At 39.2% G+C, this 16,653-nt stretch carries 16 protein-coding genes; 11 read left to right on the forward strand and 5 right to left on the reverse strand.

The features are described from left to right. Genes miaB through RICGR_RS04530 form a run of 5 tightly spaced genes read left to right on the forward strand, consistent with a single transcriptional unit; the run spans position 1 to position 5,050 of the window. Complete coding sequence (gene miaB / locus RICGR_RS04510; RefSeq protein WP_006035186.1) at positions 1-1,332, forward strand: tRNA (N6-isopentenyl adenosine(37)-C2)-methylthiotransferase MiaB; 1,332 nt, start codon at positions 1-3, stop codon at positions 1,330-1,332. Further along, positions 1,329-2,306: a PhoH family protein gene (locus RICGR_RS04515; protein WP_006035953.1), complete on the forward strand. Its 978-nt coding sequence runs from the start codon at positions 1,329-1,331 to the stop codon at positions 2,304-2,306. Before miaB ends, RICGR_RS04515 begins: the two co-directional genes overlap by 4 nt. Beyond that, positions 2,272-2,745, forward strand: a complete 474-nt coding sequence (ybeY, locus tag RICGR_RS04520) for an rRNA maturation RNase YbeY (RefSeq protein WP_006035653.1) — start codon at positions 2,272-2,274, stop codon at positions 2,743-2,745. The genes RICGR_RS04515 and ybeY overlap by 35 nt, the downstream gene beginning before the upstream one ends. Continuing rightward, on the forward strand, positions 2,726-3,595 hold the full coding sequence (locus RICGR_RS04525; RefSeq protein ID WP_006034951.1) for an HlyC/CorC family transporter: 870 nt from the start codon (positions 2,726-2,728) through the stop codon (positions 3,593-3,595). The genes ybeY and RICGR_RS04525 overlap by 20 nt, the downstream gene beginning before the upstream one ends. Before the next feature lie 6 nt (positions 3,596-3,601). Further along, positions 3,602-5,050, forward strand: a complete 1,449-nt coding sequence (locus RICGR_RS04530; RefSeq protein ID WP_240992224.1) for an NAD-dependent succinate-semialdehyde dehydrogenase — start codon at positions 3,602-3,604, stop codon at positions 5,048-5,050. A gap of 396 nt (positions 5,051-5,446) precedes the next feature. On the opposite strand, the gene RICGR_RS07955 is transcribed toward RICGR_RS04530, so the two are convergent. Together RICGR_RS07955 and RICGR_RS07960 are read right to left on the reverse strand one after the other, a co-directional pair. Further along, on the reverse strand, positions 5,447-5,812 hold the full coding sequence (locus tag RICGR_RS07955) for an RpnC/YadD family protein (RefSeq protein WP_240992225.1): 366 nt from the start codon (positions 5,810-5,812) through the stop codon (positions 5,447-5,449). 79 nt (positions 5,813-5,891) lie between these two features. Continuing rightward, on the reverse strand, positions 5,892-6,191 hold the full coding sequence (locus RICGR_RS07960) for an Rpn family recombination-promoting nuclease/putative transposase (protein ID WP_338049523.1): 300 nt from the start codon (positions 6,189-6,191) through the stop codon (positions 5,892-5,894). 50 nt (positions 6,192-6,241) lie between these two features. Here RICGR_RS07960 and RICGR_RS04540 point away from each other — a divergent pair, with 50 nt between their 5' ends. After that, positions 6,242-7,465: an IS256 family transposase gene (locus tag RICGR_RS04540; RefSeq protein WP_006034850.1), complete on the forward strand. Its 1,224-nt coding sequence runs from the start codon at positions 6,242-6,244 to the stop codon at positions 7,463-7,465. On the opposite strand, the gene RICGR_RS04545 is transcribed toward RICGR_RS04540, so the two are convergent. Beyond that, positions 7,457-7,708 carry an Rpn family recombination-promoting nuclease/putative transposase gene (locus RICGR_RS04545; protein WP_006035611.1) on the reverse strand — a complete coding sequence of 84 codons (252 nt, stop codon included), beginning with the start codon at positions 7,706-7,708 and terminating at the stop codon, positions 7,457-7,459. The genes RICGR_RS04540 and RICGR_RS04545 overlap by 9 nt on opposite strands. After that, complete coding sequence (locus RICGR_RS04550; RefSeq protein WP_040615174.1) at positions 7,705-7,959, reverse strand: hypothetical protein; 255 nt, start codon at positions 7,957-7,959, stop codon at positions 7,705-7,707. The genes RICGR_RS04545 and RICGR_RS04550 overlap by 4 nt, the downstream gene beginning before the upstream one ends. 357 nt (positions 7,960-8,316) lie before the next feature. Here RICGR_RS04550 and RICGR_RS04555 point away from each other — a divergent pair, with 357 nt between their 5' ends. Next, on the forward strand, positions 8,317-8,607 hold the full coding sequence (locus tag RICGR_RS04555) for a hypothetical protein (protein ID WP_006035289.1): 291 nt from the start codon (positions 8,317-8,319) through the stop codon (positions 8,605-8,607). A 359-nt stretch (positions 8,608-8,966) separates the two neighbouring features. Here RICGR_RS04555 and dut read toward each other — a convergent pair whose 3' ends face one another. Continuing rightward, positions 8,967-9,422 (reverse strand): dUTP diphosphatase, encoded by a 456-nt coding sequence (dut, locus tag RICGR_RS04560; protein ID WP_006035574.1) that lies wholly within the window; start codon positions 9,420-9,422, stop codon positions 8,967-8,969. A gap of 165 nt (positions 9,423-9,587) precedes the next feature. On the opposite strand from dut, the gene RICGR_RS07510 reads away from it, so the two are divergent. The 4 genes from RICGR_RS07510 to ligA all read left to right on the forward strand — a co-directional run bounded on the left by RICGR_RS07510 (position 9,588) and on the right by ligA (position 16,360). Continuing rightward, complete coding sequence (locus RICGR_RS07510; protein WP_143549608.1) at positions 9,588-9,836, forward strand: glycine zipper 2TM domain-containing protein; 249 nt, start codon at positions 9,588-9,590, stop codon at positions 9,834-9,836. Positions 9,837-10,023: 187 nt separating this feature from the next. Continuing rightward, complete coding sequence (gene smc / locus RICGR_RS04570; protein ID WP_006035421.1) at positions 10,024-13,554, forward strand: chromosome segregation protein SMC; 3,531 nt, start codon at positions 10,024-10,026, stop codon at positions 13,552-13,554. A 144-nt stretch (positions 13,555-13,698) separates the two neighbouring features. Then, positions 13,699-14,343: a cell division protein ZipA gene (locus RICGR_RS07515; RefSeq protein WP_006034919.1), complete on the forward strand. Its 645-nt coding sequence runs from the start codon at positions 13,699-13,701 to the stop codon at positions 14,341-14,343. Next, positions 14,336-16,360, forward strand: coding sequence for an NAD-dependent DNA ligase LigA (gene ligA / locus RICGR_RS04580; RefSeq protein WP_006035553.1), 2,025 nt, complete (start codon positions 14,336-14,338; stop codon positions 16,358-16,360). The genes RICGR_RS07515 and ligA overlap by 8 nt, the downstream gene beginning before the upstream one ends. Positions 16,361-16,653: the final 293 nt, after the last annotated feature.

Here is a 16,653-nt window from a genome sequence, read left to right on the forward strand (position 1 = left end):
ATGCGTTTAAAGAAAATTTATATTGAGACACATGGTTGTCAAATGAATGTATATGATTCGGATAGTCTCTATAATCTGTTACATCATTCACATGGATTGTGTTTAACATCGAATCCTAACGAAGCGGATGTCATTGTTTTGAATACCTGTTCTATTCGTGAAAAAGCACAAGAAAAAGTGTTTTCTCAGCTTGGGCAATGGCGAAAAATTAAATCGTTGCGTCGTGATATTATTATTGCGATAGGGGGTTGTGTTGCCAGTCAAGAAGGCTCTGCGATTATTTCGCGCGCACCCTTTGTGGACATTGTATTCGGACCTCAAACATTACATCGACTTCCGGATATGATTAATGACGTGTTAGAAAAAAAACAGCCTATCGTCGATATTTCTTTTCCTGAAATCGAAAAATTTGATAACTTACCTGAACCTCGCGCCGAAGGTCCCCGCGCTTTAGTCTCTATTATGGAAGGATGCAATAAATATTGCAGTTTTTGTGTTGTCCCTTATACACGCGGCGAAGAAATAAGTCGACCGTTGGATGACGTCCTCGCGGAAGTCGTCCACCTGAGTCAGCAAGGTGTTCGTGAAATTACTTTGTTAGGACAAAACGTTAACGATTACCAGGGTCCTCGCTTTGAAGGCGGCACTGCCGATTTAGCGGATTTAATTCGTTATATTGCCGCTATCGATGACATTTTACGAATACGCTTTACAACCTCTCACCCCCTCGCTTTTTCAGATCGACTCATTCAAGCGTATGCGGATATACCCAAATTAGCGAATCATTTACATTTACCGGTGCAAAGTGGATCTGACAAAATTTTAGCCGCCATGAAACGCGGTTATACGGTACTCGAATTCAAATCTAAACTCCGTCAATTACGTCAAGTCCGACCCACTATCGCTTTCTCATCCGATTTTATTGTCGGCTTTCCCGGGGAAACGGAGGCTGATTTTCGCGCCACACTTCAATTAGTCGAATCCATCGGTTTTGATCATTCATTTAGCTTTATTTATAGCCGCAGGCCAGGCACCCCTGCTGCAGAACTTCCTGATAGTGTATCGCTTGCTACCAAAAAACAACGTTTACAGATTCTGCAAAATCTCCTAGTATTTCAAGGACAGACCCTCAGTAAAAAAATGTGTGGTACGATTCAGCCCATATTAGTGGAAGGCCCTTCTAAAAAAAATAAAGAGGAGCTCCAAGGACGTACAGAAAACAACCGTGTCGTTAATTTTAAGGGTCCACTACATTGGATTGGTCAATTAGTACCTATTACAATTACTGAGGTATTAAGAAACTCTTTACGAGGAGAGCACAGAGTCCATTGAATACGAACGCCTATACCTTTCAACTGATGCCTGAAGATAATCATCGTCTAGCGAATCTTTGTGGTCCATTCGATCAGCATTTACGTCAAATTGAACAAAAACTCAACGTTTATATTTACAATCGTGGGCATGACTTTCAAATTAATGGTTCTCATTCCGCTGTCGAAATGGCCGCAAAGGTTTTACATCATCTTTACGAAGAAACAGGAACTAAAACTGCGCTCACTTCGAATACGATCCACCTGGTGTTACAAACAGCTCAAACGGATCCCACAATGACGTTCGAAGCAACGAAAACACCTGGAATAGTCATTCAAACCAAACAAGGGCCCATTAAACCGCATAGCCCCAATCAAGCTTTATATCTTGATCGCATTTTAAAACATGATATCAATTTTGGTTTAGGCCCCGCAGGAACCGGTAAAACTTACTTGGCCGTCGCCTGTGCCGTGTCCGCGCTCGAGAAGGAACAAATTAGCCGTGTTATTCTCGTTAGACCTGCTGTTGAAGCCGGTGAAAAATTAGGTTTTTTACCCGGTGATTTTTCTCAAAAACTCGATCCTTATTTTCGACCGCTTTACGACGCATTAAATGATATGCTGGGTTTTGATCTAGTTATGCAACTGGTTGAACAACATGTTATCGAAGTAGTCCCTTTAGCGTATATGCGCGGTCGCACGTTAAATGATGCCTTTATTATTTTAGATGAAGCACAAAATACAACCAAAGAACAAATGAAAATGTTTTTGACACGCATTGGTTTTAATTCCAAAGTGGTTGTCAGTGGTGATACGACACAAACCGACTTGCCGCGGGGCCAAGAATCCGGTTTATGTCATTGTTTAACCTTTTTAAAAAATATCAAAGGGATTAGTTTTACTCAATTTGAAATGCACGATATTGTGAGGCATACCTTAGTACAAGCCATATTACAGGCCTATGCACAAAACGAAAATCAACGAAAAACGGATTAAAATCACACTTCAAATCAGGGTGAGAAACTCGTTTATTCCCAGTCGTTACTTTCTTAAACGGTGGGTTCATACGGCCTTATCCGGTCAAACTGAAAATAACATCGTGAATATACGGCTGGTTACTCAAAAAGAAAGTGCGAAACTCAATACGCTGTATCGACATAAAAAAGGGGCGACCAACATTTTATCGTTTCCTTTTGAACCACCACCCCAAGTCACTTCACCTTTTTTAGGCGATTTAGTCCTCTGTGCAACACACATTAACCAAGAGGCCAAACAACAGCAAAAAACACGTTTAGCGCATTGGGCGCACCTTATTATTCATGGTTGTTTGCATCTGATAGGTTATGATCATGCACATCGTCATGAAGCGGTGAAAATGGAAACCCTTGAGATCCAATTATTAAAGGAATTAGGTTATGAAAACCCCTATATCTGACGATAAAATTAAGTTTAAAAAAAATCGTCAATCTTGGTTTTCACGTTTTAATGTCTTCAAACAAGCTCCTAAAAATAGAAAGCAACTCATTGAATTATTGCATTACGCCAAACAACGCAACTTACTTAATTCACAAGCACTCAAAATGCTCGAAGGGGTATTACAAATCTCGGACAGTCAGGTAAGAGATATTATGATTCCTCATGCTAAAATCACTGCTATTTCTGCAAAAGCGCCGTTATCTGAAATACTTCCACTGGTTATTGAATCGGCTCATTCGCGTTTTCCCGTCATTAATGACGAAAGGCAGGTCATTGGCTTACTCATGGCAAAAGATCTACTCAAATACAACCCGCTTTCTCAAAACGATTTTAATATCCATACTATTTTACGCCCTGTTGTATTTATACCTGAAAGTAAGCGCTTAGACAGTTTACTCAAAGAATTTCAACGTAAACATTATCACATGGCGATTGTCGTTGATGAATATGGTGCTGCATCGGGTCTCGTCACCATTGAAGATGTTTTAGAAGAAATCGTCGGTGAAATTGAGGATGAACACGATACGGACGAAGAAATTTTTATTCAAGAACAAACTCCCCATCAATTTATTGTAAAAGCCATAATGCCCATTGAAGCCTTCAATGCGTTTTTTAATTCTCATTTAGAAACCGATCAATTTGATACCATAGGCGGTGTTATTGCGAATCGTTTTGGATATTTACCCAAGCGGGGCGCGAGTACAACGATTTATCCGTTTCATTTTAAAGTTTTACGTGCCGATAATCGTGTCATCCGTTTATTACAAGTCACGATTGAACCCGTAAACAAACCGCTTAAAACGCAATAGGATCCGATGATGAAATTAAAAAACCCTTCTCTTTTTCAGCAACAGTGTTATATCAATGGAAAATGGATCACCACCCCAAAAAATATAACTGTGAATAACCCTGCAACACTGGAAATCATTGGAACGGTTCCCGATTTGGAAAGCACTCATCTCCAACACGCTGTGACTGCAGCCGAAGCAGCCTTGCCACGCTGGATGTCTAAAACAGCCAAGGAACGCAGTGAATTACTGCATCAGTGGTATACGCTTATTTTAGAAAATAGTGATGACTTAGCGTTGTTACTCACGATAGAACAAGGTAAGCCCTTCAGTGAAGCCCAAGAAGAAATTCGCTATGGCGCATCGTTTATTCAATGGTTCGCGGAAGAAGCCAAACGCATTTACGGTGATATTATACCGGCAGGTTTACCCCAACAACATTTGTTTGTTAACAAGCAAGCCATCGGTGTCGTCGCTGCAATAACGCCTTGGAATTTTCCCAACGCCATGATAACACGTAAGTGTGCGCCGGCTTTAGCAGCAGGTTGTACACTAGTACTTAAACCTTCAACACTCACTCCTTTCTCCGCTTTAGCGCTCGGAGTACTTGCTGAAAAAGCCGGAATTCCTCCCGGTGTATTGAACATTGTCACCGGTGATTCTGAATTGATTGGCAATCACTTTACAGACAACCCTGTCATACGCAAACTTTCATTCACCGGTTCAACCGCTATTGGTCGATTACTCATGCAAAAAGCAGCGCATTCCATCAAAAAAATATCGTTAGAATTAGGTGGAAATGCACCGTTTATTGTGTTTGAAGATGCGGATAGTGATCAAGCCATCCAAGGTGCAGTGGCGTCAAAATTTCGTAATAGTGGTCAAACCTGCATTTGTACCAATCGTTTTTATATTCATGAAAAAATGTATGAATCGTTTACAAAAAAATTGACACACGCTATTCAACAATTAAATGTAGGAAATGGCCAAGAACCACAGGTTCAAATCGGTCCTTTAATCAATTCAGCGGCTATTAAGAAAGTAGAAAAACATATTGCGGATGCACTTGATAAAGGTGCCGAACTGATGTGTGGAGGCAAAAAGCATGCTTTAGGCGGCAATTTTTTTCAGCCTACTTTATTGAAAAATTGTTCAAAAGACATGCTCATTGCTCAAGAAGAAACCTTTGGACCGGTGGCTGCGTTATTTCGGTTCTCGAAAGAAAAAGAAGTGATTGAGTGGGCCAATGACACTCTATACGGACTTGCTGCTTATTTTTATACCAAAAATGTTGACCGCATTATCCGCGTCACACAAGCACTTGACTATGGAATTGTTGGCGTCAATACGGGGCGTACATCGAATGAAGTTGCTCCTTTTGGTGGTTTTAAACAATCCGGCATGGGTCGGGAAGGTTCAAAATATGGTATTGAAGATTATTTAGAAATTAAATATATCTGTTTAAATACCGATTAATTTAACTTTTTTAATTGCCTCCCATTTCTTTTTAGTTATTAAACACAGCCTGCCATTCGGTTAACCTTTATGTAGAGTCAGCAAACCGTTTTGTGGCGGCAACGGCTTTCATGTCTTTATAGAGCACATAGCATCACGTACACAATTTTATTTACAGGTTTCAAGCTTCGCTTTTAATGTTTGTCCACCAAAGCCATAATTTCTTCTTCAGAAAGGACAGTTAACTTTTGGACAGCTCCTAGAGCTGCCTTCAACTAGAAGATTTTTGAGCAATAGCCGCAATAGCAATAACCTTACGGTGCTCGCCTTCTTTTTTTAAGGCCATTTTTTAGGCCTTTTTGTTCTAGTAGCTACGCAAGGGCCATAATACCCTATTAAATAGTGAGAAAAAAATGGCTACTCTTCTAGAATCAGTAAATCCTGATCGGATAGACCCGTTATTTCTTTGATAAGTGAAGAATTAATTCGTTTAGCTAACATTTTTTTAGCAATATTAATTGCTTTACAGTACTCTCCTTCTTGCCGACCTTGCTGTAGGCCCTGCTGTAGGCCTCTTTGTTCAAGTTGTTGTGCGAATGTCATAATAACCTCAGTTTGTTGGGGGAAGGCTCCTACTAACTCCTTAATTAATACCCTATCTGCTTGTGGTTCAGTTTCATCTTGAGTCGTTGATAACACATAGTTTAGCATATCACTCAGATAGGAAATATTAAGCTGTTTGATTACATTTTGCACAAGCTGAGTTTTGAGCATTTTCCGCATAATTGATAGAAAATTCTTATCCCGATGGTGTTTAAATAACATTTCCATGAGGGAAAGAAGGCCATGCTGGCTAATTTCCTCATCTGATAGGGACAGTAAGGTCTATCAGCTTAAATGGCTTGAAAGCGACTTTACGTGCTAATTCAGAGTCTTCAAAGTTGTCATAAAGGTCTGTGGAATGTGGATAAGGCGACACTTCGCCATGATAAATACATAATGGCAAAATAATGGGTAGTTTTTTATGCCCTTGTTGAAGGTGTTCGTGGCTGAGAGAAACAATATAGTGAAGTAAACGAAAAGCCATTAACTCATCGTTAGCCGTTGACTCATGCTCTACTAGGAAAAAAAGGTAGCCTGATTTCTCATTGATTGGGAGTATTCAAGGAACTGTGTCAACGCTAAACTAAATTAAGAATTTTAGGAGTTGACATGAAACAAGCGATACTGAGTAAAGAATTTGAAGCTGAAGCGATAGCCCGACTAAAATCAGGAGAATCGTTAACAGGAAAAGACGGAATATTAACGCCGTTAATAAAACAAATTATCGAAGCGTCGTTAGAAGGTGAATTAGAATCCCATTTATTATCAGAATCGAAAACGCCTGAGTTATCGAACCGACGCAATGGAAAAACAAGTAAAGTATTAAAAACGGAGACAGAAAGTTTTGAGCTGGAAACACCCCGAGACCGTCTAGGAACGTTTGAACCGCAAATGGTAAAAAAACGTCAAACGGTTTTAAACGAATCCTTGGATAACAAAATACTATCGCTGTATGCACTTGGGATGAGCTATGAGGCGATCCAAGACCATCTGGCGGATATGTATGGTCTTGAGGTTTCAGCGGCTAAAATAAGCCTGATAAGCGATAAGTTAATGCCGGTTATAACGGAATGGCGAAATAGACCGCTAGAATCTGTGTACCCGATCGTATTTCTCGATGCCATGCATTTTAAGGTACGTATTGAAGGTAAAGTCAGTAGCCGTGCTTTTTATTCGGTTTTAGGGGTTAACAACCAGGGTCGTAAAGAAATTTTAGGGCTGTATCTTTCTGAAAATGAAGGTTCTCGTTTCTGGTTAAGTGTCTTAAATGATTTACGTGCTCGGGGAGTTGAGGATATTCTCATTGCCAGCATCGATGGATTAAAAGGTTTTCCCGAAGCCATTGCTGAGGTTTTCCCCCAGACAGAAATTCAGCTTTGTGTGATTCATCAAATCCGTCATTCATTAAAGTATGTGACCAGCAAAGATCAAAAATCCTTTATGGCTGATTTAAAATTGGTTTATCGTGCGAGTTCCAAGGACTTAGCCGAGCATCACCTATTAGAACTCGATGAAAAATGGGGTAAAAAATATCCTGCTGTGATTAAGTCTTGGCAAACTCAATGGGATAAGCTTTCCCAGTATTTTAAGTATCCTGAAGAATTAAGGCGTATTATCTACACAACCAACATTATTGAAGGGTTTCACCGGCAAGTACGCAAATATACAAAAAATAAAGGGGCTTTTACCAGTGAAAATGCCTTACTTAAATTAATTTACTGTGCCTGTCAAAAAATACTAGAAAAGTGGTGCCAGCCCCTGCATAATTGGGCTTTAATTGCTTCTCAACTGCAGATATTTTTTGATGGCAGGCTAAATTTACAGTTACGATAAATTATTAATGACACAGTTTGGTGAACACTCTCCATTGATTTCGCATTTATAGATAATATCACTATGAATTTCTTTTAGTTCTGGGACAATAAAGCTTTTTTCAGTTAATTGAAGCGTATTAATATCTATAATTTTATAAATTTCCTGAGGTAAATAAGCCTTTAAGAAATCGATAGCTATCTTTTTTTCCTTTAAATTACGTTTAAAAAATTTGTCGTGGGGATGGTGAATCGTAGTTTTCACTTGTTATTAGTTCCTTTCAGCGATTTGATTTTTATGAGTTTATCAACAAACGTTTTACCAACCATTGCATCAGTCATAATAGACTGTAGTTCATTATCTAACGTTTCATACGAGACTCCCCAATCCATTTCCTTTGCAATTTTTGGATAAAAACTCCATGCATTCTTTGAAATAAACGTCAAGAAAATCTTTCCAGGCGGAGTCGTTTTCGGATCTGGCTTGCTTTTTTTCTGAACTTTAATAGTTATCACGTCTTGTTATCCTTATTGTGATTGCGTAGAAAGAAGTTTATCAGAATATGTCTAAAATGGTAATAATTAATGGGTATTTTGAATAAGACATTAGTTTTATTATGAAAAAGCCTTTTTCGCCTCCGCTAAATCGTGTATTTAGATTTAAACCCTAGCGCTAGCTCTTTAGGTAATATTAGTTCCAAGAGGTGGTTAATTTATAAAGAATAACAAAAAAGTGATCGAATGGCATATAATAGGCTACTTTCGTTTATTTATTTAGTCCCATTTGTTAAGGAAAAAAATTATATTTTTTTAAAAACAATTTTTCCAAGCAGAAAGGCAACTAAAAAATATCTAAATGAGAAGTAATAATGTATGTCTAGAAAACGACAAGCTATTTTTGATCTAGATGATGAAGAGAAACAATTATCAGACTCATTTGATCGTGGTGAATGGAAAAGTACTAAGAAATTAAAACAAGAGATTAATTTAGCTAAAAAAGCCGCCGCCAATTACTTCAAGGAAAAAGAGAAAATAAGCGTTAGTGTCCAGACGGCTGATATGCATGTTATTAGAAAAATGGCAGCAGAACATGGATTGAGACCCCATACTTATATCGCTAGTATTTTACACCAATTAGCAGCAGGTCATATACATACTAAGTAGATTATGCCTAAAAAACAATCATTTAAAGATAAATCTAGTCTGAAATAAAAAAGAATCTGCCAATCCGTCTGCCAATTTCTTTACATAAAAAACTAAAAATTTATGCCGCAAAACAAGATAAAACTATGGTTGAAATATCTGCGGGCACAACCATATTTTTAGAGCAAAAAAGGAGTATTTAGAACCTCAATTAAAATTGCATTAGCACGTGGAAATTCTACGTCTTAAAATAGGAGACCGATTTTCTTTATTAATTCTGTATTGGCTCAATAAATAAGTCTCTATTTTTCTTTCTCTTTATTTATTATTTATTACCAGCGCTTCATGGCGGCACTACACACGTTTTTATTTGCATACCCTTATTGTATGCCTGAGTGTCCAAACCCATGGCCCCCCCGTTCGGTTTCTACAAACTCCTGAACTAATTCAAATTGGGTACGAACCACGGGAACAAACACCAATTGCGCGATTCTATCACCCGGTTCGATATGAAAACACGTCTGTCCGCGATTCCAGCAAGAAACAAAAAGTTCACCCTGATAATCAGAATCAATGAGACCGATTAAATTACCTAGCACAATACCATGTTTATGACCGAGACCCGAACGCGGTAAAATGACTGCTGCCAAATGCGTGTGTGCGATATAAATAGCTAAGCCGGTCGATATGAGCTCCGTCTGATTGGGCATTAATGGTAATGGCTTGTGTATGCATGCCCGTAAATCTAATCCTGCAGACCCCTCTGTTGCATAGTGGGGTAAGGGATATTGCTCACCTAATCGTGGATCCAAAATTTTTAATTGGATGTTTTGCATAAATCAACCTGATTGAAAAAAGGGTTATTATAACCGAAGTCCATTGTATAAATCTTAAACGATTTTAGTGTTCATCGCTGGTATTTAGCGCACCTGCTGCCTATACTTTTTGTAAGAACGATAAATCCAATGATTAAAAAATATTTCATTTCCATGGGGTATAGTATGAAAAAAGTTAATTTATTCGTCTTAATAGGCGTTTTATTAGTCGGCCTCAGTGCCTGTGATACGATGTCACCTGATGAAAGACGTGTTGCCGGAGGGCTGGGTGGCGCTGCTGTAGGGGGGCTTTTAGGCAACCAAATAGGCGGCGGTTCAGGTAGAACCGTGGCGACCATCGCTGGTGCAGGTGTGGGTGCCGTAGCCGGCAGTCAATTAGCAGGCAGCTCAGGTTACCGTTACAACCGATATTAAAAAAGCGTTTAACACAGGCAGCCTAGACACACGTTCTTCTCGCAAGAGATCGTCTGTTTAGGCTTTTTTAATGCAATTGCCTGTTCGTTTTATTAAAACACTCACTTTTTAACGATATAAAAGCCAATTTTTTTTATATTTCCTATAAATGCTATACTTTTGTCTGTCGAATTGATATTAATGACTTATGCGTCTTGAAAGTATCCAATTAGCGGGGTTTAAATCCTTTGTTGACCCCACCATCGTGTCATTTCCAACCAATCTTACGGCTGTTGTAGGGCCTAATGGCTGCGGGAAATCAAATATTATTGACGCCATCCGTTGGGTGATGGGTGAAAGCTCTGCGAAGCAATTACGGGGTGAATCACTCGATGATGTCATATTTAATGGCTGCCATACGCGTAAGCCTCTTGGTAGGGCTTCTATCGAGCTTCATTTCGATAACGCCGATGGGAGCCTCGGTGGTCAATACAGTAGCTACGCACACCTCTCGATTCGCCGTGAAATCACACGCGAGGGCCAATCTATCTATTCCCTCAATGGAACCCGTTGCCGAAGACGGGATATTCGCGATATTTTCTTAGGTACCGGCTTAGGACCACGCAGCTATGCCATTATCGAGCAAGGCATGATTTCTCGTATCGTGGAAGCGAAACCCGAAGAGCTCCGATCGTATATCGAAGAAGCCGCGGGTATCTCAAAATACAAAGAACGACGTCGTGAAACCGAATTACGTTTAACGCATACCCAAGAAAATTTAAACCGTTTAAATGATTTAAAAGAAGAGCTCCGTAAACAACTGAAGCACTTACAACGTCAAGCGAACACTGCAGAACGCTATAAAGCATTGAAACAAGAAGAACGTTTTCTAAAAGCGCAGTTACAAACCTTACGTTATCAAACGTTTCAGGAAGAACTGCAATCTCAATTAGCGAACATACAATCGATTGAAGAGCAACTCAACCTATCTCAACACGAACACCAACAGGTGCTCGAACAAATGACACATTTTCGCAACCAACAAGTCCAAATGAGGCTAACCTGTGATAGCATTCAGACAGAATATTATACATTGGGAAATGAAATAACCCGTTCGGAAGAAAACTTACGCACTCAAATGAGTCAACTTCAGCAAAATAAAAAGGAGTTGACTGATTTAACGCAAAAGAAAACAGCGCTTGAGCAACAATGTCAACATCACGAAGCGCTTCAGATTCAAATCAATCAAAAACTGAGCGAACTGCAGCAACAATACGCTGAACGGGAAGCTGATACACAAAAAAGCCAAGATTCACTCAACCACGCTAAAACACAGTATACAAATTGGCAAACGCAATGGGAAACCATTCAAATCGCGTTTGTTAAACGCCAACAACACCATCATTTTGTTGCAACACAACAGGATGATTATCAAACGCAATCGGAAACGTTACGTTTACGTATCAAAAATTTACAAGCAGAGCACGATGAGTACACGAAACGATTCACTTCATTTGAAAAAAACCCTGAAAATTTTGACGAAATGCTCACTTCTGTTTCAGAAAAGCAATCCCAATGCAAACATCAGCTCCAACAAATAACACAACACATTCTTGATAAACGTCGCTCTTTTCAGCAGATTATTCTTGAGCTCGATCAATTAAAAAGTCGTCAACAAATCATGCAAGGCGAATATGCTTCATTAATGGCCTTACAACAAGAAGCGCTCGGTAAACGTGAAGAAACCTTATTAGAATGGTTTAAAAAATATAATTTAATCGAACAACCCCGGCTTGCCCAATTGATTCACGTTGAAACAGGCTGGGAACGCGCCGTAGAAGTTGCTTTGAATCAACATATTCAAGCCGTCTGCTTGACTGATCGTGATTCTTTAGATGATTTTTTAAATAACCCGCCACCCCATACTGTTAGTTTCATGACAAAATCTAAGCCTTGTGATTATTTAGCAACCGCTTTTCAAAAACATTTAACACTTGCACCTATCAGCAGTAAATTGACCGCTCCTTGGCCACTCGAACATTTACTTGCGGGAATCTATGTTGCCGAAAACGTCTCCGAAGCCATGCAACATACTCCTCAATTAAAAAGTTTTGAATCCATCATCACACGTGAGGGAATTTGCTTAGGAAATCACTGGATTCATCTAACGGCGCATACGGACCACAAAGCAGGCTTACTGCAACGTGAACGTGAAATAGCGCAATTACACCTTGATCAGCGTGTTATTCAAGAACAACTAGATAATAAACAACAGATCTATCAACAGCTTCAAAAACAACTCCATGAATTGGAAGCGGCACAAACGTTACAACAACAATTATCGGCCGACTATATTACTCAACAGGCTGATTTAAGCGCACGTCAAAAAGTCAAACACGCTCAAATAAACCAAGCCCAACAGCATCTTTTAAAGCTAGAAAAAGAATTAAAAGAAACCGATAGACTGTATAAAACGACAGAAGAAAAACTTCAGCAAAGCATTAAAGAAAAAAAAATAGCCGATACCGCACTCAAACAAATAGAAAAACAACGTCTTGAACACTTAGAAAATAAGGAAAAACGAGAACGTCACTATAATGAATCCGCGCGTATTGCTAAAATGCATGAAAAAGAACTGCATCAACATGCGTTATATTTACAGGAAACGCAGCATCAATTAAAAACGGAATGCACCCATTTAACCAATCTAAAACAACAGTATCATCCATTAGAACAACGACTTATTCAACTCCAACATCAACTGAACGCAGAAAACTCCATCGACTCACTTCAACAACAATTAAATGCTTTTATTAGTAAACGCGATACGTTGTATTTACAACTGAAAGAAAATAAAACCCAATTAGAAACGATTGAACGTCATATTAAACACGCTGAAGAACGCTTACACACACTGGAAAATCGTTTAAATTCTGATCGTAATACCTTAGAACAACAACGCTTGTTTTCACAAGAACTTCATGTCCGATCGAAAACGTTGGAAGAACAATTAAAAGAACAAGGATTTGAATTAAAAAAACTGTTATCTGACAATCCCATACTGAATAGAGATATCACTGAATGCGAAAAAAAATTGACAGAAATCATTCAGCGTATTGAGCACATGGGGGCCGTAAACCTTGCCGCTTTAGAAGAACAACAGGTTGTTTTAGAACGTGAACATTACTTAGAAAAACAACATCAGGATTTAAGTGAAGCCTTAGAAACACTACACACTGCTATTCAAAAAATGGATAAAGAAACCCGTATGCGTTTTAAAGAAAGCTTTGACAAAATCAATCACAATTTTATGACGTTATTTCCCAGACTTTTTTCAGGGGGTACGGCTTCATTACAATACCATGATCCCCATTCGCCAAGCAGCGGTCTCTGCATCATGGCACAACCCCCTGGAAAACGAAATAGCACGATCCATCTCCTTTCAGGAGGAGAAAAAGCATTGACTGCCATCGCATTCGTTTTTTCTTTTTTTCAGCTTAATCCAGCACCTTTTTGCATGTTAGATGAAGTCGACGCCCCTTTAGATGACACCAATGTTTTAAGATTTTGTAAGCTCGTAAAAGAAATGTCGAATGAAATACAGTTTATCTTTATTAGTCACAATAAAGTAGCCATTGAAATGGCACATCATTTAACAGGGGTTACGATGCATGAGCCTGGCGTATCACGCCTGGTTGCCGTTGATCTTGAAAAAGCCATAGCCATGGCAACAACTTAAGCTTACAATAAAAAACCCAATGATGTTCATTGATGGGGCATAAAATGTTATTTTTTCTTCCTCGCAGAGGGTGGAGACAGGCTTAGAAACTTTAAATACTTTCCTGAGCAAAAATACCGATTTCCTTCAAGAGGGTTCGATGTAATGGACATTGACTATTTACTTGTTATTTTACCTGGCATTATTTTTTTTGGTGTTTTGGGCTTAATCTTGCTCATTTGGCATGGCCATTTTCGCAGTAAAAAAGAAAAATTCAAACAAAACACTTCGTTTTCAGTAGAAGAGCCCTCCCCTCACGTAGAATTACCCACATCGCGACGCGAACCGACGGTGACTCCATTCCATTCAAAACCCGCTAATACAAACGCGGTAGATTCAAACTCGGAACTGAATAACTATATCATTTTACAATTAATGGCACCTAAGCAAAGACCTTATCGTGGATATGAACTGATCCAAACCCTGACGAGTGTTGGTTTTCATTATGGAAAAATGAATATTTTTCACTTTTATGCAGACCCATTCACTCAAAAGGAAGTTTTATTTAGTCTCGCTTCAGCCATCGAACCTGGAACATTTGACTTAGATCATATTGGAGAAATTGTTTGTCCAGGTCTATGCCTTTTTATGTCCCTTCATCACGTTAAGTCAGCACTGACTGCATTGGATAGGATGTGGGAAACTGCACAAACGTTGATACACGATTTAGGTGGAACAATCTGTGATAGACAATTCCAACCTATTGAAGATTTAACGCGTTTTCATTCACAACTTCATACGTATGCCTAAACCACCTGATCACCTCATAAAAAAAATTATTCAGCTCAAAAAAAAAATTAATACGCATAATTATCACTATTACATTCTTGATGCGCCCCTCATCAATGATGCGACATATGATACGCTTTTTCGCGAATTAGAAGCGATCGAAAAACGGTATCCTGAATTAATTACGCCCGACTCACCCACACAACGCGTTGGAAGCACGCCTTTAACGACGTTTAAACACGTTCAACATGCACTCCCTATGCTTTCTTTGGAAAATGCCTTTTCAGAGAAAGAAGTGCTTGCATTTAATAAACGCATACAAGAACGCTTACAGACGCAAGAAGCCATTGAATATGCCTGTGAGCCCAAATTAGATGGTATCGCGGTCAGTTTAACCTACCATAAAGGGCAATTAATTCGTGCTGCAACACGCGGTGATGGCCATCGCGGGGAAGATATTACTTTAAACATACGCACCATTTTGAGTATCCCTTTAAAGCTCCAGGGTCAACATTATCCGAATGATTTGGAAGTACGTGGGGAAGTCTATATCCCTAAAAAAAAGTTTCAACAACTCAACGAAATGCTTAAAAAAAAGGGTGAAAAAATGTTTGTCAATCCGCGTAATGCAGCCGCAGGAAGTCTACGTCAATTAAACCCCAAAATAACAGCAGAAAGGCCTTTAGCTTTTTTCACCCACAGTATTGGAATCATTAAAAATGGAAAATTAGCCTCTACGCACACCGCTATTTTAAATCAATTTCAACAGTGGGGCCTACCCCGTTGTCCCCAAACGCAATTAGCTAAAAATATAACGGCCGCTTTGGCATATTATCATAAAATACAAAAGGAACGCGCTTCGCTACCCTATGAAATAGATGGTGTTGTTTACAAAGTCAATGCGCTCGCGTTACAAAAACAATTGGGGTTTATATCCCGTGCGCCGCGTTGGGCATTGGCCTATAAATTTCCTGCAGAAGAAGCATCAACAAAAATTCTAAGCATTGAATTTCAAGTCGGTCGTACCGGCGCTTTAACGCCCGTTGCGCGTTTACAGCCTGTTTTTGTGGGTGGGGCAACCCTTAGTAACGCCACGTTACATAACATGGATGAAGTTAAACGTAAAGACATACGTGAAGGTGATACTGTGATCATCCGCAGAGCCGGCGACGTGATTCCGGAAGTGGTCCAGGTTATTAAAAAAAAACGTCCTGCCAATACACGGCCACTCACGTTGCCCAAACAGTGTCCTATCTGTTGTTCTGCCATCATTAAAGTAGAAACAGAAGCTATCGCACGTTGTAGTGGTGCCCTTTTTTGTCCTCTGCAACGCAAAGAGGCCATTAAGCATTTTGCATCACGTCAAGCAATGAATATCGAAGGTTTAGGAACGAAGATCGCCTATCAGCTTGTCGATACGGGCCTCATTCAGGATGTTTCTAATCTCTATCATTTAACCATCAAACAACTCGCTGCACTGGACCATTTTGGTGAAAAATCAGCCCAAAAATTACACCGCGCAATCCAGGCCAGTAAAAAAACAACGTTAACTCGTTTCTTATATAGTCTCGGGATACGTGATGTCGGCATCAGCACAGCACTCAATCTGGCTCAACATTTTCAAGCGTTGAAGCCTATCATGGACGCTGATTCTGCATTGCTACAAACCATTCCCGATATAGGTCCTGTTGTCGCCACCCATATCAAAAAGTTTTTTAGTGAACAACATAATCTCGATGTGATCAAAAACCTATTAGCAGCAGGAATTACCTGGCCAAAACCGGAATTCATTCCTCCATCGCAAACTTCTCCCTTTACTGGAAAAAATGTCGTTTTAACCGGCAGTTTATCCACATTGAGCCGAGAACAGGCCACTCAATTACTTCAAAAATTAGGCACAAAAGTAAGTTCTAGCGTATCCAAAAACACGGATTATGTGATTGCAGGTGATAATCCCGGCTCTAAATTGACTCGCGCTCACGCATTAAAACTCACGGTTCTTACAGAAAAGAAATTTTTAGAGCTATTAAAAGAATAATTTTTATCGTAAAATTACCTTCTTTATCATCTATTTTGACATGTTTGGTCATGTATTCTCTCTTTTAGTTTTTGTTTTGAACAAAATATCACTAAAAATGGAAACGATGATTGACATTTATGAAGCAATACCGTTTATTGGAATCTAAAAATTTCGGAGCAATTTTTGACCATGCGGTATATTTTTATATCATCGCGATGGAGGAATGTGAAAAAAACAGTTTGCTTTCAAATAGCTTAAAACACTACCGGTGTGTGAACGAACACATCCAATATTAATTAATAAGAAACCAT

The sequence above is a fragment of the Rickettsiella grylli genome (assembly GCF_000168295.1).
GTDB classification, from domain to species: domain Bacteria; phylum Pseudomonadota; class Gammaproteobacteria; order Diplorickettsiales; family Diplorickettsiaceae; genus Aquirickettsiella; species Aquirickettsiella grylli.